This is a genomic window from Specibacter sp. AOP5-B1-6, from assembly GCF_052376555.1.
Taxonomy (GTDB): domain Bacteria; phylum Actinomycetota; class Actinomycetes; order Actinomycetales; family Micrococcaceae; genus Specibacter.
Genome location: NZ_JBQSVT010000009.1, coordinates 44,663 through 64,437 on the forward strand (window position 1 = coordinate 44,663; position 19,775 = coordinate 64,437).

Annotated in this window: 19 protein-coding genes; 5 read left to right on the top strand and 14 right to left on the bottom strand. The window is 64.3% G+C overall.

What is annotated here, in order from left to right:
- The first annotated feature begins 184 nt into the window (after nt 1–184).
- Complete coding sequence (locus ACT3TS_RS06330; RefSeq protein WP_444530652.1) at nt 185–1,582, top strand: amino acid permease; 1,398 nt, start codon at nt 185–187, stop codon at nt 1,580–1,582.
- A gap of 80 nt (nt 1,583–1,662) precedes the next feature.
- Nucleotides 1,663–2,481 (top strand): alpha/beta fold hydrolase, encoded by an 819-nt coding sequence (locus ACT3TS_RS06335; protein ID WP_444530653.1) that lies wholly within the window; start codon nt 1,663–1,665, stop codon nt 2,479–2,481.
- Here the strand turns inward: ACT3TS_RS06335 and ACT3TS_RS06340 are convergent.
- From ACT3TS_RS06340 to ACT3TS_RS06370, 7 genes are all read right to left on the bottom strand, one after another.
- Nucleotides 2,465–3,781, bottom strand: a complete 1,317-nt coding sequence (locus ACT3TS_RS06340; protein ID WP_444530654.1) for an MFS transporter — start codon at nt 3,779–3,781, stop codon at nt 2,465–2,467. The two genes, ACT3TS_RS06335 and ACT3TS_RS06340, sit on opposite strands and share 17 nt — an antisense overlap.
- Nucleotides 3,782–3,863: 82 nt before the next feature.
- A complete protein-coding gene (locus ACT3TS_RS06345) occupies nt 3,864–7,013 on the bottom strand; it encodes an AAA family ATPase (RefSeq protein ID WP_444530655.1) in 3,150 nt (1,049 codons plus the stop codon).
- A complete protein-coding gene (locus ACT3TS_RS06350) occupies nt 7,010–8,200 on the bottom strand; it encodes an exonuclease SbcCD subunit D C-terminal domain-containing protein (protein WP_444530656.1) in 1,191 nt (396 codons plus the stop codon). The genes ACT3TS_RS06345 and ACT3TS_RS06350 overlap by 4 nt, the downstream gene beginning before the upstream one ends.
- Before the next feature lie 69 nt (nt 8,201–8,269).
- Nucleotides 8,270–8,632, bottom strand: coding sequence for an SdpI family protein (locus tag ACT3TS_RS06355; protein WP_444530657.1), 363 nt, complete (start codon nt 8,630–8,632; stop codon nt 8,270–8,272).
- A 199-nt stretch (nt 8,633–8,831) separates the two neighbouring features.
- Nucleotides 8,832–9,854 (bottom strand): aquaporin, encoded by a 1,023-nt coding sequence (locus ACT3TS_RS06360; protein ID WP_444530658.1) that lies wholly within the window; start codon nt 9,852–9,854, stop codon nt 8,832–8,834.
- Nucleotides 9,855–9,921: 67 nt separating this feature from the next.
- A complete protein-coding gene (locus ACT3TS_RS06365; protein WP_444530659.1) occupies nt 9,922–10,404 on the bottom strand; it encodes a DUF202 domain-containing protein in 483 nt (160 codons plus the stop codon).
- 1 nt (nt 10,405) lies between these two features.
- Entirely contained in the window at nt 10,406–10,762 is a 357-nt protein-coding gene (locus tag ACT3TS_RS06370) for a YidH family protein (protein ID WP_444530660.1), read from the bottom strand.
- Nucleotides 10,763–10,857: 95 nt separating this feature from the next.
- Here ACT3TS_RS06370 and ACT3TS_RS06375 point away from each other — a divergent pair, with 95 nt between their 5' ends.
- Nucleotides 10,858–11,964 carry an ADP-ribosylglycohydrolase family protein gene (locus tag ACT3TS_RS06375; protein WP_444530661.1) on the top strand — a complete coding sequence of 369 codons (1,107 nt, stop codon included), beginning with the start codon at nt 10,858–10,860 and terminating at the stop codon, nt 11,962–11,964.
- A 129-nt stretch (nt 11,965–12,093) separates the two neighbouring features.
- Here ACT3TS_RS06375 and ACT3TS_RS06380 read toward each other — a convergent pair whose 3' ends face one another.
- The 4 genes from ACT3TS_RS06380 to ACT3TS_RS06395 all read right to left on the bottom strand — a co-directional run bounded on the left by ACT3TS_RS06380 (nt 12,094) and on the right by ACT3TS_RS06395 (nt 15,064).
- The gene (locus ACT3TS_RS06380; RefSeq protein WP_444530662.1) at nt 12,094–12,306 is read right to left on the bottom strand and encodes a hypothetical protein; all 213 of its coding nucleotides are present in this window, start codon (nt 12,304–12,306) and stop codon (nt 12,094–12,096) included.
- Between the two features lie 649 nt (nt 12,307–12,955).
- Complete coding sequence (locus ACT3TS_RS06385) at nt 12,956–13,498, bottom strand: DUF4395 domain-containing protein (RefSeq protein ID WP_444530663.1); 543 nt, start codon at nt 13,496–13,498, stop codon at nt 12,956–12,958.
- A 92-nt stretch (nt 13,499–13,590) separates the two neighbouring features.
- On the bottom strand, nt 13,591–13,998 hold the full coding sequence (locus ACT3TS_RS06390) for an MmcQ/YjbR family DNA-binding protein (protein ID WP_444530664.1): 408 nt from the start codon (nt 13,996–13,998) through the stop codon (nt 13,591–13,593).
- Between the two features lie 67 nt (nt 13,999–14,065).
- Nucleotides 14,066–15,064 carry an exonuclease domain-containing protein gene (locus ACT3TS_RS06395; RefSeq protein WP_444530665.1) on the bottom strand — a complete coding sequence of 333 codons (999 nt, stop codon included), beginning with the start codon at nt 15,062–15,064 and terminating at the stop codon, nt 14,066–14,068.
- Nucleotides 15,065–15,372: 308 nt separating this feature from the next.
- On the opposite strand from ACT3TS_RS06395, the gene ACT3TS_RS06400 reads away from it, so the two are divergent.
- Both ACT3TS_RS06400 and ACT3TS_RS06405 read left to right on the top strand, forming a co-directional pair.
- Entirely contained in the window at nt 15,373–16,569 is a 1,197-nt protein-coding gene (locus tag ACT3TS_RS06400) for a Fic family protein (RefSeq protein WP_444530666.1), read from the top strand.
- 125 nt (nt 16,570–16,694) lie between these two features.
- Entirely contained in the window at nt 16,695–17,390 is a 696-nt protein-coding gene (locus ACT3TS_RS06405; RefSeq protein ID WP_444530667.1) for an alpha/beta fold hydrolase, read from the top strand.
- 162 nt (nt 17,391–17,552) lie between these two features.
- On the opposite strand, the gene ACT3TS_RS06410 is transcribed toward ACT3TS_RS06405, so the two are convergent.
- From ACT3TS_RS06410 to ACT3TS_RS06420, 3 genes are read right to left on the bottom strand one after another with little or no spacing between them, the layout of a single operon-like run.
- Nucleotides 17,553–18,290 (bottom strand): hypothetical protein, encoded by a 738-nt coding sequence (locus ACT3TS_RS06410; protein WP_444530668.1) that lies wholly within the window; start codon nt 18,288–18,290, stop codon nt 17,553–17,555.
- A complete protein-coding gene (locus tag ACT3TS_RS06415) occupies nt 18,287–19,240 on the bottom strand; it encodes an ABC transporter ATP-binding protein (RefSeq protein WP_444530669.1) in 954 nt (317 codons plus the stop codon). Before ACT3TS_RS06415 ends, ACT3TS_RS06410 begins: the two co-directional genes overlap by 4 nt.
- The gene (locus ACT3TS_RS06420) at nt 19,237–19,650 is read right to left on the bottom strand and encodes a GntR family transcriptional regulator (protein ID WP_444530670.1); all 414 of its coding nucleotides are present in this window, start codon (nt 19,648–19,650) and stop codon (nt 19,237–19,239) included. The genes ACT3TS_RS06415 and ACT3TS_RS06420 overlap by 4 nt, the downstream gene beginning before the upstream one ends.
- Nucleotides 19,651–19,775 lie beyond the last annotated feature (125 nt).

Genomic DNA, 19,775 nt, shown 5'->3' on the forward strand with positions numbered 1-19,775 from the left:
GTGCTGAAGTTCGCGACGGCCGACCCCGGCTGGTGCCGGTACCGTCCGGCGCCGGCATTTCCGGCCGGCAAACGGCGGCAGGATTTGGCTGTGGATTCCCATGGGGGATAATTCTCGAGGGGAACACAGCTCCCCGCACCTCGGCCGCACTCGGCCGGCACCGCTAAAGAAGGCCATCCCTTTCATGAACAACCGCACTTCCGCTGCCACTGCCGCGCCGGCCACGACCGGCCTGGGAAATTCGCTCAAGCAGCGCCAGCTGACCATGATGGGGCTTGGCAGTGCCATTGGTGCCGGGCTCTTCCTTGGCTCGGGCGAAGGAATCATGCAGGCCGGGCCGGCTGTTTTGATCTCCTACCTGGTCGCCGGCACGTTGATCATCCTGGTCATGTGGGCGCTGGGTGAGATGGCCGCGGCCAATCCCAACTCAGGCGCCTTCTCGGTCTACGCGGAAAAAGCCATGGGCAAGGTCGCCGGATCCACAGTTGGCTGGTTGTGGTGGCTGCAGCTGGTGGTGGTGATTGCCGCCGAGGCACTGGGTGCCTCACAGCTCCTTGTCACCATTTGGCCGGTGCTGCCTTCCTGGCTGCTGACCTTGATCTTCATGGTGGTCTTCACAACCATCAACCTCACCTCGGTAAAGAACTATGGTGAGTTCGAGTTCTGGTTTGCGCTCCTGAAGGTCGCAGCCATCGTACTGTTCCTGGCCTTTGGGGCGGCCCTGCTGCTGGGCTGGGTTCCCGGCGCCACTTCACCGGGGTTGAGCAATTTCACCGATCACGGCGGCTTTGCCCCTGCGGGCATGGCAGGCATCACCACGGCCTTGTTTGTGGTGATCTTCGCCTTTGGCGGCACAGAAATTGTGGCTGTGGCCGCCGCCGAAACGTCCACCCCCGCACGCAGTGTGGCCGTGGCGGTGCGCACGGTGGTGTGGCGCATCCTGGTGTTTTATGTAGGCTCCATCTTCGTCATTGCAGCCGTCCTGCCGTGGACCTCGGAGGCGCTTTCCTCGCCCTTTGCCGGTGTTTTGAACGTCGCCGGACTCCCCTGGGCGGGCACGGCCATCACCCTGGTTGCGGTTGCCGCCCTGCTGTCGGCTTTGAACGCCAACTTGTACGGTGCCTCCCGCATGATCCACTCGCTGGCCGAACGCGGCGAAGCGCCACAACTTTTTGCCCGCACCAACAAGCGCTTCGTCCCGGTTGCCGCCGTCGCCGTTTCGGTGGCGTTTGGCTTCGTCACGGTGCTCCTGGATTTCCTGTATCCCGGCGTCGTCCTCAATGCCCTGCTGAATCTGGTGGGTTCCACCTGCCTGGTCGTCTGGGGCTCAGCGCTGCTGTCGCAATTCATCCTGCGCCGCCGCGCCGACAGGGACGGGACGGCGCTTCCCCTGCGCATGCGCGGTTTCCCCGTGCTGACGCTTGCGGGCTTGGCGCTCCTGGCCGCCATTTTCGTGATCGGCTTCTCCGACCCTGTCAGCCGCAGCCAGCTCCTGAGCACCTTTGGCCTGGTTGCCGGCATCGCGATTCTCAGCAGGGCCGGGCAATGGCAGGCCCAACGGCGCGCCCGGGCTCTGAACTAGGGGCGTAGTTTTCGCACGGGTCCGGATTCGCTATGGTTGAAGCACGACGGCGGCACTGGCCTCCGCGGGAAAGGTTGGCCATGGTTTCCCCCGGCAAGCACACGGCAGCGCTGGCTCCCCACAACACTGAAGGCGCCTCCGCAGGACTTCATGTCGTGGTCTTTGAGCCTGCAACCCCTGTTCCACTCCCCCCGGTTTTTTTGATCCACGGCTTTGCTTCCTCCGTGGATCTGAACTGGGTCAAGACAGGTTGGGTCACGGCACTGACCCGGGCCGGGCGCCGTGTCATCAGTGTTGACCTGCCCGGGCACGGGCACAGCCTGGCACCCTACGACCTTGATTCCTACACGCCAGGCAAGATCCGGGCCGACCTGCTGCAAATCCTCGCCGACCAGGGGGTCCAGCCGCTCAGCAACGACGACCCGGCCAGCGGCGTCGACCTCATCGGCTATTCGCTCGGTGCCCGCCTGGCCTGGGAATTTGGTGCCACGCAGGCCGAGCTCGTGCGAAAAATGGTGTTGGGCGGGCCCAATCCCGAAGACCCCCTGGCCGACTTTGACCTCAAGGCCGCCCAGGACTTCCTCAACGACGGCACGCCCATCGCCGACGACTCGACAGCCTGGCTGCTGAACATGGCCCAGGTGATCCCATCGAACGACATCTTCGCGCTGCTGGCACTTATTCAGGCCGTGAAAATGGAGCCCTTCGATCCCACGGATGCAGTGCCGCGCATGCCGATCCTGCTGGTCGCCGGAGGTCTCGACGAACGGGCCCGCAGCATGAGCCGGCTTGCCGAGCTCAGCCCGGACGCGCAGCAGCTTGTCATCGCCGGGCGCACCCACAACAACACCGTGACTTCACGCGAGTTCAAGGAAGCGGCCATCAGTTTCCTGACGTGAGCCTCCGGGGCAACACCACGGCAGCCACGAGGCCGAGCAGGAACAACGTGGTGGCGGCCCCAATCGGCACCAGGAACGCCGCTTCGTAGCCAACACTTTGCGCCAGCGACCCCGACAATGCAGAACCCAAGGCCGTGCCCGCCACAATGCCGCTGGCCAGGGCCGTCATGACGGTGCCCATCCACTGCGGCGGTGCCACGACGCTGCCAACGCTGAAGATCGTCACCATGGTCGGTCCCACGGGGAGCCCCACCAACAGCAGCACCCACGCCATCTGGCCCAGGGAGGCCGGCACCAGGAAGGCCATGGTCCCCGCCGCCATGAGGCCCGAGGCCAGCACCCAACGCCACGCGTAGCTGAACTTCACCGGCCAGTAGGCAACCGACAGGGCAGTCAGCGCCGAGCTGGCCCCCATGATCGCATACATGAGCCCGGCCTGGTCGACCGAACCGTGAACCCCGGTAAACGCCGTCAGTGACGTCTGCGCCGAGCCGAAGAAGGTGCCCATGCACAGCATCGCAGCCACAGGCACCGCCACGAGAAACCAATTCGGCTTCTCCGCCGTCACATAGCCTGCATTGCCGACCACACTGTTGGGTGCGGGGCTGGCACTGACCAACTCCGCCGTCGGGTGCAGGGCAAACAAGGTCACCAGGATCACGGTCAGGACAGCGGCAAGAATCAGCGGCAGCCACGGCGCCACCAGCGAGGCCAGCAGGCCAACAAGGGCCGGCCCCAGCACAAAAGTCACCTCATCGGCGGTGCCTTCCAGCGACAGTGCCGTGTCAACCATGGGCCCCCGCTGCTTCACGGGAAGCTGCTTGCTCATCGCCATCCAGCGAACACGGGACAGCGGGCCGACCTGGGGCGAGGTGCCGCCCGCCACCAGGGCCGTCAGGAGCACGACCAGCGTGGCCCCGTCAGTGAGCTGGGCACCGTTGTCCGGCAGCAGCCAGTGCGCCAGCAAGACGACGGCCGTGACAAGGATGAAATTCACGACGGCGGCAACGAGCAGCACCCGCCGCTGACCCAGCCGGTCGGCCAAATAGCCCACCACCGGGGCGCCCACGGCCGCACCCAGGCCAATGCTGCCGGCCGCGAACCCGCCGATGGCGTACGAGTTGCTGACATGGGTGACCATCGTCAGCACCCCGATGGTCAGCATCGCCAGCGGAACACGGGCAAAGAGTCCAAGGGGAATGTAGCTTCTTCCGGCAAGTCTGGGCAGGACGGAATAACGGCCGCCCTTGACGGCAGGGGCGGCGGTTGCGGGGGCTTCGGGGGAGGTCGAGGAACTCAACTACTTTCACATCTTTTGCCGTGGACCGTACCGGTTTCAAACACCGGCTCACCTGACTCACAGACCCGCCAAGTCTACCCGTCTATGGCGCCGCGGCGCCCGCCATCCTCAGCTCCAGGGTGGAGCCGTTGCGGCCCTTGTGCACATGCAGGTGCAGGGGTATGCGCTGCTTCATCTCGGCGACGTGGCTGACCAGCCCGACCATCCGTCCGCCGTCGCGCAGTCCCTCAAGTGCGTCCATGACTTGTTCCAGTGATTGTTCGTCGAGACTGCCAAAGCCTTCGTCGACGAAGAGCGTTTCAATGTCAAGGCCTCCGGACTCATATTGCACAACGTCCGAAAGCCCCAACGCCAATGACAGCGACGCCATGAACGACTCCCCGCCGGACAGGGTCGCCGTGTCCCGGCTGATGCCGGTCCACTGGTCCACGACCTCCAATCCGAGCCCGGACTTCCTGTTCCCGGACTTCGCATCGCTGTGCCGCAGCGTGTAGCGGGCATCACTCATGGTCGCCAGGCGCACCGAGGCCGCCTCGGCCACCTGCTCCAGGCGCGCGGCCAAAACGTAGCTTGTCAGCGTCATCTTGTATTTGTTGTCCCCGCCGCCACGCACAGCCTCAGCCAGTCCGGCCAACAACCGGGCCTTGTCACGCAGGGGGGCAACCCTCTGGTCCAGGGCCGTGAAGGCCGCCCCGGTTGTGCCGAGCTGTTCCGCAGCCGACCGCGCCAGCCCCAGCGCCAACGCGCCGGCACGGGCCTGCGCCGACGCCTGCCGTGCCTCCTGCGCCAGCGACACCAGAATGTCTGCGGTGGGCGCGCCAATGTTGGCATCCACTTCGGCCTGGGCGGCGACGGCATCGGGTGCAGCAAGCCTGTCGGCGTTCACGGCGAGCGCCCTGGCATGGTCCTTGAGGTCCTTGTCCAGGGCGGCTGCAGCCGCGGGGGCCAACAGCGCCGCCTGCACAAGGTCGACGTCGGCAAACACCGAGTCCGCGAGCGCCCGCTCCAGCGCAGTCCCGGTTTCGTCCTTGGCAGCGGCCGCGGTGGCCCGCCGCCGCACGGCGTGCAGGAGTTCCTCCCCTGGCAATTGGGCGCCGGCCAACGCCGCGCGACGTTCCGCCAGCGAATCAAAACCGTCGCGGGCAACTCTGAGATGCTCCCCCAGCAGCGCAAGCTCCTGCACCAGCGCGGCATTGCCGGCTTCCAGCGAGGCAGCCTGTCCGGTGGCCGCAAGCACCTCCGCCTGGGCCTGGCCCATGCGCGCTTGAAGTGACGCGGCTTCGGCGGTCAGCGCTGCGAGCTTGGCGGCTGCCTCGACGGCCTGGCTGTGCGCAAGCTTCTTCAGCTCGACGTCGTCCCGCGCCTCCTGCAGCCCGCCCCCGCCTCCGCGCCCGGCCAGGACCGCGAGGATGTTTTTGGCGTCGGAGAGTTTCGTGCGCGCCGTGTTGGCGAGCGCGTCGGCGTTGTCGAAGGCTTTCTTGGCCGCCTTCTCAGCCCGCACCAGATCGGCCCCGGAGCCGGCCAGCGGCGAGGGTGCCGGATGGACGGTGCTGCCGCACACCTGGCAGGGCTCGCCGTCGACGAGGTTGGCGGCCAGTTCCCCGGCGGCCTCGCTGAGCCTGCGGTTGAAGGCCTCCAGCCAGCTTTCCCTGGCATCCAGGGCATGCTCCCGGGTGCCCGACTCGGCCGCGGCAAGCTCATCCACCGTGCGGCTCTGGCCCTGGTGCTCCTCGATGGCTGTGACCAGAAGTGCCGCCTGCTCGGCTCCTGTGGCCGTGTGGTCGACGTTTTGGGCGCCCCGGCGAAGCGTTTCCTGGAGCTCCTGCACCTCGGCCAGGCGGGTCTTGTCCGCGGCAACAGCGGCGGATTGTTGTTCCTGCTGCTTGAGTGCGAGCGTCAACGCCTTTTCGTTTTTTGCCAGGACGGCCGTTTTTTGGCCGAGCCGGGCTTCGTCCGGCAGCGCCCCGTCGACGGCGGCGAGCCGGGTTGTCAGCTCGCGGTCGAGTCTTTCCAGGTCCGCGGCTCCGGCCTCTGCCGCCGGTTTCCCGAGCAGCGCGGCGGCGATGTCATTGGCGTCAAAGGCCGCCGCAGCCGCCGCAGCACTCGACTGCGCCTGTTCGCTTTCCCTGGTGGCCTTGACGGCTGCAGCCACCACTGCTGCCAGCACCTGGGCTTCGTGATGTTGTTCCTGCCGGTGGCGCCACTGCTGTGCTTGTTCCGCCAGCCCTGCCAGCCTGTCCCGTTCCGCTGCCGCCGCGGCAAGGGCTTTGTGGCGGCTGCTGCGGCCTTCCGCTTCCTTCACGGCATCGGCCAGCGCATCGGACTGTGCCTGGAACTGTCCGTCCCGCTGCGTGGCACGTTCGACGGCGCGGGCCAGCCCCTCGTTGAGTGCGTCAAAAAGATCCGTTCCCTGCAACTCGCCGATGCCGACCGGGCCGGCGCCCTCCGGCTCGTTGCCTGCCGGATCCGCCGTCTCGCCGGCAACCTCGCTCACAACACCGGAGGCTTCCTCCGCCTGCAGCCCGGCCTCGGCCTGCAGTTTTGCGTCGGCGGCCAGAACCGGTGCTGCCTGGCTGCGGGCGAGCTGCTCGGTGGCCGCCAGCTCTCCGATTCCGGCAGCAACGGCTGCCTGGGCAGTCTTTGAGTCGGTGGCCAGGCGGATTTCCAGGTCCTTGTAAATGTCCGTGCCAAAAAGTTTCTGCAGCAGCACCTGCCGTTCCTCCGCACTGGCCCGCAGGAATGCCGCAAAATCACCCTGGGCCAACAACACGACCTTGGTGAATTGGGCCATGCTCATGCCCAAGAGTTCCTGGATCTCGGCTGCCGCCTCGTCATTTCGGGTTGACTTCACCTCCCAGCCCGCTGCTGTCATTTCACGCAGCTGCGTGCTGGCCTGCTCGCGCGTTGTGCCCGTGCCGCGCTTGACCGGGCGCATCCATTCGGGACTGCGCCGCACTTCAAGGCGCCGCCCGCCTGCGCTGAACTCGCACAAAACCTCGGGGCCGACACCTTCGGCCGCGTGATGGCTGCGCAGCTGGTTCTGGGCGCCCTGCCGCGCACCCGGGACACGCCCGTAGAGGGCATAGGCAATGGCGTCAAGGACACTGGTCTTGCCTGCTCCGGTTGAACCATTGAGCAGAAAGAGTCCTTGCGCGCCCAACGCGTCAAAGTCAACGGTTTCCCGGCCGGCAAAGGGGCCGAAGGCCTGGACTTCCAAATGGTGGATCCTCACAGTGCCGCCTCCTGTTCCCGCACGCCTGCCAGGGCTGCACGCAAAACCTGTTGTTCGTCGTCGCTGGCGCCGCGGTGGCGCACATGGTCAAGGAACCCGCAGCACAGCTCCAGTTCGTCCGCGGCCTTGGCAATGCGGTCCCCGTAGCTTTGCTTGTCCGCCGTGCGGGCCGTCTCGGGCTCAAACATCAACACAAGGGTGTGCGGGAAGCGGATGCGCAGGCGGTCCATGGCCAGTTCCGGACGGTCGTTGTCCGTGAGGGTGATTTGGCAGTAGTCCTCCTCGGCGGCAGACCATTGCGCGGCTGTCATGAGGTCGTCGATTTTTCCGCTCAGGATGCTCAGGGCACGTTCGGGGGCCCAGTCGACTTTCGTGACGGCGCCCAGCCCGTCCGGAGTGATCTCCAGCAGCCATGCACCCTTGTTGTGCCGGGCCTCCGAGAAGGAATACGGCAGCGGGGAGCCGGAGTAACGGACGGTATCGCTCAGCCGCTGTGGCCCGTGCAGGTGGCCAAGGGCCGTGTAGGTGAAGGGGTCAAAGAGGTCCAGCGGGACGGCGCCAACTCCCCCGACCGACAATTCCCGTTCGCTGGCGGACGTGATGCCACCACTGGCAAAGGTGTGGGCCAGCACCACCGACGCGGTGCCGGGCGCCCGCGTGGCAAGGTCTGCGGAAATGAGCTGTACGGCTGCTTCGGTGACGCTGAAGTGCGTCCCGTTCTCGACGCCCAGTTCCTCGGCGACCAGGCGTGGTTCCAGGAACGGAATACCGTATATGGCCACCTGTCCGCCGTCGTTTTTTGCCGAACCGGTGCCGGTGTTGGCGTCCGTGAGCGGCAGCAGCACAGGAGTTGCCAGGTCTGCCAGGCGGGTGCGCAGGTGCACCCCAGCACGTTCAAGCAGCCGACCGCCAAATCCAAGCCTGGTGGCGGAATCGTGATTGCCGCTGGTGACCACCACTTGGACCCCCGCAGCGTTGAGCCGGGCCAGAATGTCATCAAAGAGGTTCACCACATCAACACTGGGCAGTGCACGGTCGTACACGTCCCCGGCAACCAGGACCACGTCAACGTTTTCCGCCGTGACGGTGTCAAGAAGTTGGTCGGCGAAGCGCCGCTGGGCGGCCAGTGTGCCGACGCCGTGGAACGACCTGCCCAAGTGCCAGTCTGAGGTGTGAAGTAGCTTCATGCCTCCACGCTAGCGGAGGCCACTGACATTCCAGCTTTGATCCCCGCCGTGGCAATGCCGGGCACCGGTCTAGCGTCGTGGGTTTTCATTTGCCAGCGCTTCAACGGCGGCGGTGTTGGCAAGCTTTGCCCCGTAAATGACGGCCGTCACCAGCAGTGCGCACGCCAGGAACACCATGACGATCTGGGTGTTGGGGGAATCCAGGAAGAGCAGCCCCGCCAGGGAAATGGCCGCTGCGGCAATGCCACTGACCCACATCGGCTGGACAGCAGCTGCATGCCCGGCCTGCCAGGTGATTTCACTGACCATCGTCTTGGCTGTACGGATGCCCACCAGCGGGTTCTTTTTGATCTTCCCGACTGCACAGGCATGGTTGAGCGCGGCAATCCCCAGCGAGCAGGCAGCAAGTAAGAGGAGGGAGAAGATCAGCATGGTTCAACTTTAGCGGCAAACAGCACCCGGCTGCCGCGGTTGTGCAGCAGTCGGCGAAGGTTGGCTGCACCCTCATTTGCGGACCTGAACACTTGGGAACAAAAACGGCGGGAATCAACAATTTCTTGTGATTCCCGCCGTTTCCCACCGACCCGGATATCAGTCGACAAGCTGCTGCGCAGCCCCTATGGGTTCCTGCTTACTTCTTCGGTGCGTCGAAGAACGCCTGGGCGTCGTCAGCCTGGCTGGCTGCCCGCTTCCCTGCGGCACCGGCGGCAGAGCCGCTGTCCTTGACACTGTCAGTGCCGCTCTTCTTGGCCGACGACGGGACCGCCGCGGCGGGTGCCTCATCGGCGTCCACAGCGTCGTCCGTCACCACAGCGTCGTCCGTCACCGAAGCCGCGGAGGAAACGGAGGTGCCGGTGGCCACGTGGGAGGCATCGGCGTCGTCCGTCAGGGACTCGTCCGTCAGGTCCTCAGCGGCCAGGGGCTTGGACGGTGCGAAGGAGCGGTAGATGGCGGCGGCCAGGGCTGCACCAAACAGCGGGGCCAGCCAGAACAGCCAGAGCTGGCCGAGCGCCCAGGAGTCGGCCAGGAACACCACGGAGGTGGCGCGGGCCGGGTTCAGGGAACCGTTGGTCAGGGGCATCGTGATGCCAACAGCCACGGCAAATGCCAGACCAATCGCAACCGGGCCCAGGGCCGTCTTGTTCCGGGCGGAGGTTACGCCCAGGACCATGGCCGTGAGCAGGGCGACAGCAACAATTTCCACAATCAGGACCCCAATCATGGGGACTTGCGAGGGGGAATGGGCGTCAAAGCCGTTGGCCAGGGCACCAAACAGTGCGGGGGTTTCAGGCGTGGCGCCAGCGGGCATGACCTTCATCAGCGCCAGCCAAATCGCCGATGCCAACAGGGCACCGACGGTCTGGGCCACCACGTAGAGAACCATGGCTGAGAACTTCAGCCGGCCCGCCACGGCCATGCCCAGCGAAAACGCCGGGTTGAAGTAGCCGTTGGAGATGTGGCCGAAGGAAATGATCGCTGCCACCATGGCCAGGCCGTACGCGAACCCCACCGTGGTCCCGGTGCCGCCGGAACTGAAAAGCGCCGTGCCCAGCCCGGCAAACACGATGAAAAAGCTGCCCAGCCCCTCAATGGCAGTACGGGTACTGAGTGAGTAGGCATGCACCGGGGCCGTGGCCGTTCCGGATGTAGTCATGGTGTGAAGATCCTTCGGTTGGAGACGAGAACAAAGCTTTGGCTGTTGCCGGCGGGCGTGGCTGGGGCTAGACCCCCAACGCCAACGCAGTCACCGTGGCCGCAGCCAGAGCAACTATAGCGGCCGAGGCTGTACGTAACATAAGAGCCGGAGCAGCGATGTGCTCGCTGCTTTCAAGCACGCCAACACCGGCGTGGAGCATGCGGATCCGGCTCACGGCGCACAGCACGAGGACGACCGTCGTGAGGCAGGCGACCATGACGCACACGCCCAGCCCCACAACCTGGGCCGAATGGCCTGCGGCAAAAAGACCCGCGCCGGCGGCGTCGCTGGGGCCTTGGTCCGCGTTTGCGCCGGTCAGCGCCTCCAACCAGCCACGCCAGATGAAAATGGTGGCGATGACGGCGCTCATGATGGTCCGGCGCCAGGACAGGGCCGTGCGTTCGGGCTGCAGGCCGGGGTCGGCGGCGGGATGCCTGGGACCGGGACCCTTCGGGCCGTCGTCGGACAGGCCGGCGTCGGATTGGCCGGCGGGCAGTGCGGCGGTCATGTTACGGCCGGACCAAAATCAGCACGGCAAAGACTATGGCGGCCAGCGAAACAACAACTGTCATGCCCAGCATGAGCCAGGAGTGCGGCAGTTCCTGGTCGTTGCGCATGGCCTGCTCCTGATGGGCCCACCGCCGATAGCTGACGATGGCCAGCACGGCACCGATCATGGCCAAAATCATGCACAGGATGATGCGGACCAGCGGAGGAGCGATCTCCGGTGCAAGCTGGTCGATGGCCACGGCGCCCGCCAACAACGCCAGCGCGGTGCGTACCCAGGCTAAAAATGTGCGCTCATTGGCCAGCGAAAATCTGTAGTCGGGGGTCTTTCCCGTCCGTCGCCAAGCTGGTTCCCGCATGGGTCTCCTCATCAATCAGGGGTGGTTGTCCAGCCTCGAGTCTACTGGGCGCCGCGGTCACCCCCGGATCAGGCTTTGGCGGTAAATTGGAGTACATGACTATTGCACCAGGGCCCGTCAACGCTCCGCCGGCCGATTTTGCCACCCGTGTCCAGGGGACTCTCATGGGCGGCGCCCTGGGTGACGCGTTCGGTTATTTGGTGGAGTTTGATTCGCTCGCCGACATTGCCGCCAAATTCGGCCCGTCGCTGCTGGTGGACCTGTCGCAGGCAGCCGCCCCGCCACACTTTTCCGACGACACCCAGATGACCCTGTACACCCTTGACGGCCTGCTGGACGTGTTGGAGTGGGCCAACAACGGCGTTGGCGCCGACATCAACGCCTGCCAGTGGCTCGCCTACCTGCGCTGGCTGAAAACCCAGGGCATTGCCACCGCCGAACACGCCCCGCAGCAGTCGCCGCGTTGGATTGACGGCCAGAGCGTCCTCCACCACCAGCGCCACCCGGGCAACGCCTGCGTCACGGGGCTGGCCACGGGCGAGATGGGCACCATTGCCCGCCCGGTCAACCCGGAGTCAAAGGGCTGCGGCACCGTGATGCGTTCGGCCCCCTACGGACTGCTGCCCAACGTCGAGGCTGAAACCGTGTACAAGATCAGTTCCGACGCCGCATCGCTGACCCACGGCCACCCCTCGGCACGCCAATCGGCTGCCGCGTTCAGCTGGCTGATCCACCAGCTGGTCATGGGCGGGCTGCCTCTGCAGGCCGCCGCCGAATCCGCAAGGGACCGTGCCGCCACCGAGCCTGCCGCCGACGCCGAGTTGCTCGACCGGCTGGAGTCGGCGCTCACGCTGTCGAAGTCCCCGCTGGCCACGCACGACGGCGAACCCCTGTCAGTCGATGCCCTCACCGATGCGCTGGGGCTGGGCTGGGTTGCCGAAGAGGCGTTGGGCGTTGCCTTGTACTGCGTGCTGGCCACCTCCGGTGAGGCGTCCTCGCCGGTCGACCACTTCCTGGCAGCCATTCGGCTGGCCACCAACCACAGCGGCGACAGCGACTCAACCGCCGCGATCGCCGGGAACATCCTTGGCGCACTTTACGGCGAGACCGCCCTGCCGCCGTCATGGCTCACGCTGTGCGAGGCACCCCAGCTGATCCGCCACCTCGGTGCGGAATTCATCAAGCTCACCACGGGCGAATAGCCCCGGACGCTCGTTGACGACACCGTTACAATCTCGGACGGCAGGGCCAGTTCCTCCGGACGGCGTTGGACCGGGGATCTCAAGCCGGGATCGTGCGATGCAGCTCGGCTGCCGGAGGCCGAGCAAGCCTTAGGGTTTATCTACGACGATGTAGACACTCCCCTGGCTTGCTCGATCCGCAGGAACGGCAATGGTCAGAGATTTTGACTGAACCTTTTCGATGACGTGGGCAACGGAATCACAGGCAACGGACGTCTTGTCTGAACCGGCTTGAACCGTCGACTCACCACCACCGTTGCAGGCAACGATGAGCCTGACTTCGTCAGGTGCCCCGTTCAACATGGGGGTGTTTGTAAACCCGATCTTGCGGTAATTTCCAACTCCTGCGAGGCCCAGCTTTGTTGTCGACCCTAATTCGGACTGCACCGTCGCTTTGAGATCCGCCATTTCGGATTCGCTTGGGGTTGGGGACCGGTGCGTGTCGGCGCCACCCACTGTTCCCGTACAACCTGCGCTCAGAAGGGCAGCAAGGATAGTGGCGGTAACGACACCATTTCGAGAAATATTGATTCTAGACACAGCCCCACGAGAAATCATTGGACGGAATATTCACGGTTGTGTCATGTGAGACGAGCGTGCACGGAGAGATGCAGGAGGAAGTCTCCATCGCAACCTTGCACCTGTAAGCGCCCATGGCAGAATATTTGCCATCATTCCCGTGAATCGCAGCCCAGTTGAAGCTGCTGTCAAAAAGTAGCATCGGATTCAACAGATTTCCACGACCACTGTTGGAAGTTGTCAAAACAACGAAAGGCGTCTGGCGTACGGTTCCAGCTGATCCTGGTGACCGTAACATCGTTGCGTTCACCATGCCGGATTTCGGGGAGAAATGGCGCCAGACACGGCACGATTCTCGTGTTGCGGTGGGGTAAATCGAACCCAACGACCGGAGCCCTCCTGGGGTCGACCAACCAAGCCGTTCCGGTGCCGCCTATTTTATGGGGACGCTGAAGTTCGCGCATTCCTGGCAGATGTCCGCGGGAATGATGCCGCGGCGCATCAGAAACCCAAAGATCACGCAGCCAAGGCACAAGCCGATAAAGGCTTCCAACGAGGCCGCCAAGACCAGCACCAAAACCAGTGTCCAGCCGGCCAATGACGCCCCGGCCAGGAGCAAAACAAACGCGGCCGTGGACAGGACAGCCCCGATGCCCTGGGCGAAACGCTTGGGCGGTCCCGGGACGAGCTTGGGTTCCCCAGCAAGCGGGGCAAGGAACTTCACCGACAACAGCGCCGCCGGGGAAATACGCGGACCAAACGCCAGGCGCAGCACAAAACCGGCGGCGATGACGCCCACCAGCCACGGTTGTTGGGCGACGATGGCAACCAGCGCCAACAGCACAACAATGCCCGCTGTGAACCGGGCGGCGTGGTCGTTGACAGGGTTGGGGAAGGCAAAGAACCGACTCAGCCGGCTTGCCTGCGGCGCCTTGATGAATTCGGCGACGGGGCGGCTGCTGGAAAGTTGGGTCATGGGCCCACACTAGGACTCCGGGCCGCCTCTTCCCTAGGATTGTTGCGCAGCATGACACAACAGGCCTGCTCGCAGGGGACACTGCGAGCTGGTCAAACCTTGCGGTCTGCGGGCGAACCGTCCCGGTCCAGCATGACAACGCAGCGCGGCGGCGCAATCCTGCGGTAGGAACTGTCGAGCAGCTCCGCAATTTCCTGCCAGTCTGGCGCTGCCATGGCCAGGTCAAGGCCCACCCAGCCGTATGGGCCACTATAGGAGGGCACATAAAAACGTGCATCCCCCAGCAAGGCTTCCCGCTCAGCGGCGTCAGGGAGCACCTGAACGGAGGCTGGTCTGGGGAGCCCGGATTGACCCTGGCCGTAATAGGCGAAGATCTTGCCGCATCGGAAGGTTGGCCGGCCAAACGTTTCCTTCTCGGTGGAATCGGGGAAGGCCAGGCACAACTGCCGCAGCCGGAGCAGGAGCGGATCATCATCGGAGTACATTTTCGGATGGGCCATGCCAGTATCCTAGGCACGCCCGGCGAGCACCGCCAGCCCCCGCCGGCGGATGCTGTGATTCGGCGTCCTAGCCGATCATCTGCATGAACTCGCCCTCGGAGAGCACCTCGATGCCTTGGCCGCGGCGCTGCAGTTCAAGCACCCGAGCAGCCTTGGAGGTGAGCCTGCCGCTGCGCAGGTCTGTTGCGGTGAAGCCGCTGCCCACCACGAGCACGGTCGTTTTCAGTGTCACACTGCTGGCGCACTGCGCCCCGTAGCCGGCGGCCCTGACCTTCGCCTCGGGCCGGCCCAGGCCGATGTCACCGGTGAACACCAGCGTCTGCCCGTACAGCGGGTGGGTCATGTCGGCGTGCGGGTTCGGTACGGGGTTGGGCCCTTCCGTTGACCAGCTGGAACGTCCGGCCCGGGCCGTGCCGTTGGCCAGCCCGGCTTTCAGTTCAGCCATCTTTTCCAGCGCCGAGCGCGTGGCCTTTGACATGTCGTCGGTGGCAGGGTCGTAGGAGTCGATGTGCGGCATGGCCAGCTTCATCGCGGCGAAGACGTCCCGGACGGAAGCAGCCCCGTGCTTGGCGGCAATGTCGACCATGATCCCGGCGCAGGCGCGGGCGTCCTCGGTGGCGTCGTGGTGGTTCAGCAACGGCACGCCGGCAGCCTCGGCCACAAACGGCAGCGAGTACGACGGCAGCGAATAATTCTTGCGCGACAAGACCACAGTGCAGGCGTAGTCAAAGGCGGGGGCGGGCAGGCCCGACACCTCGGAGGCCGAGCGGATCACGCCGATGTCGAAGGCGGCATTGTGGGCCACGAGGGCATCTGCACCGATGAATGCGTGCACCTCGGGAAACACCTGCGCAAAGCGGGGCGAAGCGGCGACGTCGTCGGGCGTGATGCCGTGGATGGTGATGTTGCGCGAATCGAAGTGGTCGTGCCCCTCGGGCGGGCGCATGAGCCAGTACCCCTCATCGACGATCACCCCGCCACGAACCTTCGTCAAACCGACGGAACAGGGAGATCCCCTAAATCCGTTGGCGGTTTCAAAATCGATTGCAGTAAAGTCCAAGGCCACGCTTCTAGGCTACCCCCGGGCACCGACACCGGGCACATCACGAGCCGGGCGTCACAGTAGGCCCCGAAGCCATGTGTCACTGATCCGGAATTCGATTCATCAGCGCGTCACCAGTCGACGACCTGACTGCTGTTGGCAGCAAGACTCGAACTTGCCGGCTGGGGATTGGTTTTGCAGTCTCATAAGGGGAACGGTCTGCGGGACCTGGGAAACCGTACTCGGCCGCCGGGCGGCGTCGCGTGAAGCAAATCAGAATTGCAACGACACATACCAATGCTTAATTAATTAAGCATTGGTATGATTGAGTCATGTCAATGTTTGAGCAGAACGTGGCCTGGCCATCACTCAGCTATGAAGAGCGGCCCTGGCACAACATGCAAGACAAGTGTGGCTCACGCACGCAAAGACGCCGGGCTTCCGGACCTTATCTGGCGGCGGTGCCCCCATGCATTTCCGGTCTGGAAATCCATATCGATGGCGAACTGCAAGCACTGACCGAAGAAGCAGCCAGTGAACTTGCCCGCTTCGATGCCGAAGTGGGGCACATTGCAGCACCCTTCGCAGCCATTCTCTTGCGCACCGAAAGTGCCTCCAGCTCAGAGATTGAGAACCTTACCAGCGGCGCCCGACAGATCGCCTTGGCGGAGCTCGGTGCGCATGCCTCGAAGAATGCGCAGCTGATCGTGGGCAACGTCAGGGCCATGCAGGCAGCTCTCGCACTGTCCGATTCCATTGATGGCCACGCCATCCTGGAAATGCACCGCGCCCTACTGGAGCAAAGCAGCCCCGACATCGTCGGCCATTGGCGCGATCGGCAAGTGTGGATCGGAGGAGGGATCCTCGGACCCCATACCGCACAGTTCGTCCCGCCCCATCACGAGCGAGTCACCGCACTCATGGACGATCTTGTCACCTTTGCCAATCGCGTCGACCTACCTCTTCTTGTTCAGACCGCGATTGCCCACGCCCAATTCGAAACGATCCATCCATTCCCCGATGGCAATGGCAGAGCCGGTCGAGCACTTATCCAGGCGATGCTGCGTGGAGGACAGCTAACGCGCAATGTCACCGTTCCAGTCTCCGCGGGTTTGCTCCACAACACGGGTCGTTATTTCGATGCGCTCGGAGCTTACCGATCCGGGGACACCGCACCGATAGTCCGCGCCATCGCTGAGGCATCGTTCGCGGCAGTTCACAACGGTCGCATCCTCGTCGGCGACCTGGAAACCGTCCAGCTTGAGTGGCGCGACCGTGTTAGGGCAAGACGAGACTCCGCGGCCCACCGGCTCGTGAGTATCCTCCTTCGCCAGCCAGTCATTGACAGCGCCGCCGCTGCAACTGAACTTGGTATTTCAACCGTCAACGCCCAGGTCGCTATCAACCGCCTTGTCGATGCCGGCATCTTGACCCAAATCTCGAGCGGAAGACGCAACCGCATTTGGCTGGCGAAGGATGTCGTGCGGGTTCTTGACGAGTTCGGCACTCGGGCCAAGAGACACCGATAGGGCAACCCTCTGTGCGCCATCGGAGTTGTCCGGAAAACAAGTGGTTCTTCGGTCGCTTGGGCACGACACCTGCGCCAAGAGCGAATTGGATGGCGGTTCACGCGCGAATGGGCGAACGTGGGCAGATGCCAACAAACCTATCCGTAGTTGTCGGGAACGTCACCCTGGCAGTCCGGGCGTGGACCGCCGAAGAGCCGTCTAATTGCCCACCAGTGGTGTTGCTGCCCGCCACAGGTGAATCCGCCGAAGACTGGGACGTTGTGGCGGCGGCACTGAGTTCGTCACGGACCGTGTTCGCCGTCAATCTACGGGGCCATGGTGTCAGCGACTGGCCGGGAACTTACGCGATCCGGCTGATGGCAGAAGACATAACGCGACTATTGGACGCGGGTCTTGACCAAGCCCCCGTCGATCTTGTCGGCCACTCGTTGGGCGGCCTTGTGGCCTGCCAGGTCGCTGCCGCACGTCCCGACCTGGTGCGCCGACTTGTGCTCGAGGACATAGGGCTGCTTCAACCTCGTTTGCCGGTTCCTCCATCCAAGCCCTCGGGTGTCCTGACATTCGACTGGGAAGTTGTGGAGCAGGTGCGCCGAGAAATCGACAACTTCGATCCAAGCTGGTCCCGGGTTGTGGCCTCGATCGCAGCCCCCACTCTGGTGGTCGCTGGCGGCGCACGGAGTCATGTCCCGCCGAAGGCGATAGCCGATCTGGTGAGCGTCGTCCCGGACGGTCGAATGGTCACCGTCGACGCCGGTCACCTCGTGCACGCGACGGATCCAGTGGCATTTGTTAGCCAGCTGGTGAGGATCTTGGACGCTTAGCACAACGACAGTGCGGAGACCCCAAGAAGGCCGCTGACTGGATTGCCGAGCCTGCGGCCTTCGTGACTACCACCTTGAGGCCCGTTCGTTCTCGTAGTTCGCTGATGACGTCCAGGGTCAGGTCCTCCGCACCTTCCTTGCACTTGCCGTGTCCCGTCCGTATTACGGGGTGGCGCGGCGCAGGGTCAGGTACGCGGCGCCGCCCAGCACGAGCACCAGGAGCAGTGCGAAGACGCCCAATGAGAGCGGGGTCAGCGCGATGATCCAGGCGCCGACGGCCGGCCACCAGCCCTGCAGGGTGATGAGGGCGATGGCGCCCACCAGCAGCACTGCCGCCGACAGGGTCATGACCAGCACCCCGGTGGCCTGCCAGCGCTTGTAGACGGTGGCAGCCCAGAATCCGAGCAGGAACAGGAACATCATGAGGACGAAGTAGAAAAACCATTGGATGAACCAGGATTTCTCGGCGACCCATTCCAGGGCGAACATCTGGCCCTGCAGGCCCCAGCCGTTTGTGGCCTTCTCGATGATGCCAAGGACCACGTAGAGGGCGGAGATGGCTGCGGCGAGGACCGTGAACAGGCCCACCGTGCCGAGGAAGAAGTTGCGCCGGCTCACGCTCAGTCCCTGCGAGAACGGGAAGCTCAATGTCAGCGACTGGATGCCGAGGCCGAAGAAATACCACATGACGGCCTGGCCGGCGCCGGAGTACTTCACCCCCACCGAATCCGGAATCAGCGCCCAAATGACGGCGCTGAACAGGAACGACCCGGCAATGATGACCGCCGGTATGCCCAGAAATGTCCATTTGTTGATGAGCTGCATCCGGACAACCCCGAGGGCGCGGTGTCTGGCGTTGGGGTTCAGTGTGCTGTTCGTGGCGTTCAATGTGGCGCTCATCGCATGGCTCCCGTCCGGGTTGCTGTGCCGGCGGGCTTGACCGGCTCGGCGCCGTCGGCCGTGTCCGCAAGGGGAGCTCCGGCGTCGAGCGTCTTTCTAATGACAAATTGCTGCAGCGAGACCGGGCTCAATTCCAGTCCCAGCTCCTGTGCCTCGCGGCGTTCGGCGGAACTCAGTGCGCCGTCAATCGTCAGTGAGACCAAGGCGCCAACGTTTTCGCGGTGCAGGATGGTCCGCCCGGCCGCGAACGACTCGACACGGGCGCTCGTCCCTGCCACATTGACCGCCGAACCACGGATGTTCTCGGCGTCGTCGTCCACCAGGATGCGGCCCTTGTCGATGATGATGACGTGTTCGAGCAGGTTTGCCACTTCGTCGATCAGGTGCGAGGACAGCACGATGGTGCGCGGGAACTCGGCATAATCGGCGAGCAGGCGGTCGTAGAAGAGCTGCCTGGCCACCGCGTCAAGGCCCAGGTACGGCTCGTCAAAGAACGTCAGCTCCGCCCGGGAGGCCAGGCCGATGATGACCCCGACCGCCGAAAGCTGGCCGCGCGATAGTTTCTTGATGCGCCGCTTCATGGGCAGCTGGAATTCCTCCGCAAGCTTCAGCGCCATGGCGTGGTCCCAGTTCTTGTAAAAGAGGGCGGCCGCCTTGAACGCGTGCACCGGCTTGAAATCATCCGGGTACTTTTGGGCTTCCCTGATGAAGCAGATCCGGCTGAGCACCTTTTCGTTTTCATAGGGACGTTCGCCAAAGACCTGCACGTCGCCCGAGCTGGCAAAGCCCTGCGCGGTCAGGATGGACATGAGGGTCGTCTTGCCGGCGCCGTTTCGGCCCAGCAGTCCGTAGATCTTGTCCTGCTCCAAGGTGAGATTGACGCCGTCGAGCGCCGTGACATCCCGGTACCTCCGGGAGAGGTTGTGCACTTGAACGATGGGAATGCTCATAGCGCCCCTTCTTTCTCGGTAACTGTCATATTGTCCACGCCAGAGGCTGCGCCCGAGGCCGCTTCGCGGGCCATCATGGCCAGCAGCTGATCGGCATCGATCCCCAGCTTGCGGGCTTCCCGGCCCAGCGGGCGGACGAATTGTTCATAAAAGTCCTCCCGGCGCCGGTCCACCAGGACGGCCCGGGAACCGGTGGCAACAAACATGCCAATTCCCCGTTTCTTGTAAAGGATTCCGTCATCCACCAGCCGGTTCACACCCTTGGCCGCGGTGGCCGGGTTGATCCGGTGGAACGCCGCAAATTCATTGGTGGAGGGAACCTGTGCCTCCTCGGCCAGGACGCCGTCCACAATGTCGTTTTCGATCATCTCTGCAATCTGCAGGAAGATCGGCCTGCTGTCATCGATCACCAACAACCACCTCCCCGCGTGCGGGCAACCGCGCCAGCCCCATTGGTTCGTTACTCATGTAACTAACCATATAACCATCCGGGTGGAAGTCAACCCCCAATGTCCTCCTAAGGGTGGAGGGCGCT

Bases quoted from the DNA above. Each gene is read 5' to 3' on its own strand.
- ACT3TS_RS06365 (WP_444530659.1), bottom strand. From the start codon at position 10,404: ATGACCGCCGCACTGCCCGCCGGCCAATCCGACGCCGGCCTGTCCGAC.
- ACT3TS_RS06410 (WP_444530668.1), bottom strand. From the start codon at position 18,290: ATGAGCGCCACATTGAACGCCACGAACAGCACACTGAACCCCAACGCC.
- ACT3TS_RS06375 (WP_444530661.1), top strand. From the start codon at position 10,858: ATGACTATTGCACCAGGGCCCGTCAACGCTCCGCCGGCCGATTTTGCC.
- ACT3TS_RS06355 (WP_444530657.1), bottom strand. From the start codon at position 8,632: ATGCTGATCTTCTCCCTCCTCTTACTTGCTGCCTGCTCGCTGGGGATT.
- ACT3TS_RS06415 (WP_444530669.1), bottom strand. From the start codon at position 19,240: ATGAGCATTCCCATCGTTCAAGTGCACAACCTCTCCCGGAGGTACCGG.
- ACT3TS_RS06385 (WP_444530663.1), bottom strand. From the start codon at position 13,498: ATGACCCAACTTTCCAGCAGCCGCCCCGTCGCCGAATTCATCAAGGCG.
- ACT3TS_RS06330 (WP_444530652.1), top strand. From the start codon at position 185: ATGAACAACCGCACTTCCGCTGCCACTGCCGCGCCGGCCACGACCGGC.
- ACT3TS_RS06405 (WP_444530667.1), top strand. From the start codon at position 16,695: ATGCCAACAAACCTATCCGTAGTTGTCGGGAACGTCACCCTGGCAGTC.
- ACT3TS_RS06370 (WP_444530660.1), bottom strand. From the start codon at position 10,762: ATGCGGGAACCAGCTTGGCGACGGACGGGAAAGACCCCCGACTACAGA.
- ACT3TS_RS06350 (WP_444530656.1), bottom strand. From the start codon at position 8,200: ATGAAGCTACTTCACACCTCAGACTGGCACTTGGGCAGGTCGTTCCAC.
- ACT3TS_RS06400 (WP_444530666.1), top strand. From the start codon at position 15,373: ATGTCAATGTTTGAGCAGAACGTGGCCTGGCCATCACTCAGCTATGAA.
- ACT3TS_RS06380 (WP_444530662.1), bottom strand. From the start codon at position 12,306: ATGTTGAACGGGGCACCTGACGAAGTCAGGCTCATCGTTGCCTGCAAC.
- ACT3TS_RS06335 (WP_444530653.1), top strand. From the start codon at position 1,663: ATGGTTTCCCCCGGCAAGCACACGGCAGCGCTGGCTCCCCACAACACT.
- ACT3TS_RS06390 (WP_444530664.1), bottom strand. From the start codon at position 13,998: ATGGCCCATCCGAAAATGTACTCCGATGATGATCCGCTCCTGCTCCGG.
- ACT3TS_RS06360 (WP_444530658.1), bottom strand. From the start codon at position 9,854: ATGACTACATCCGGAACGGCCACGGCCCCGGTGCATGCCTACTCACTC.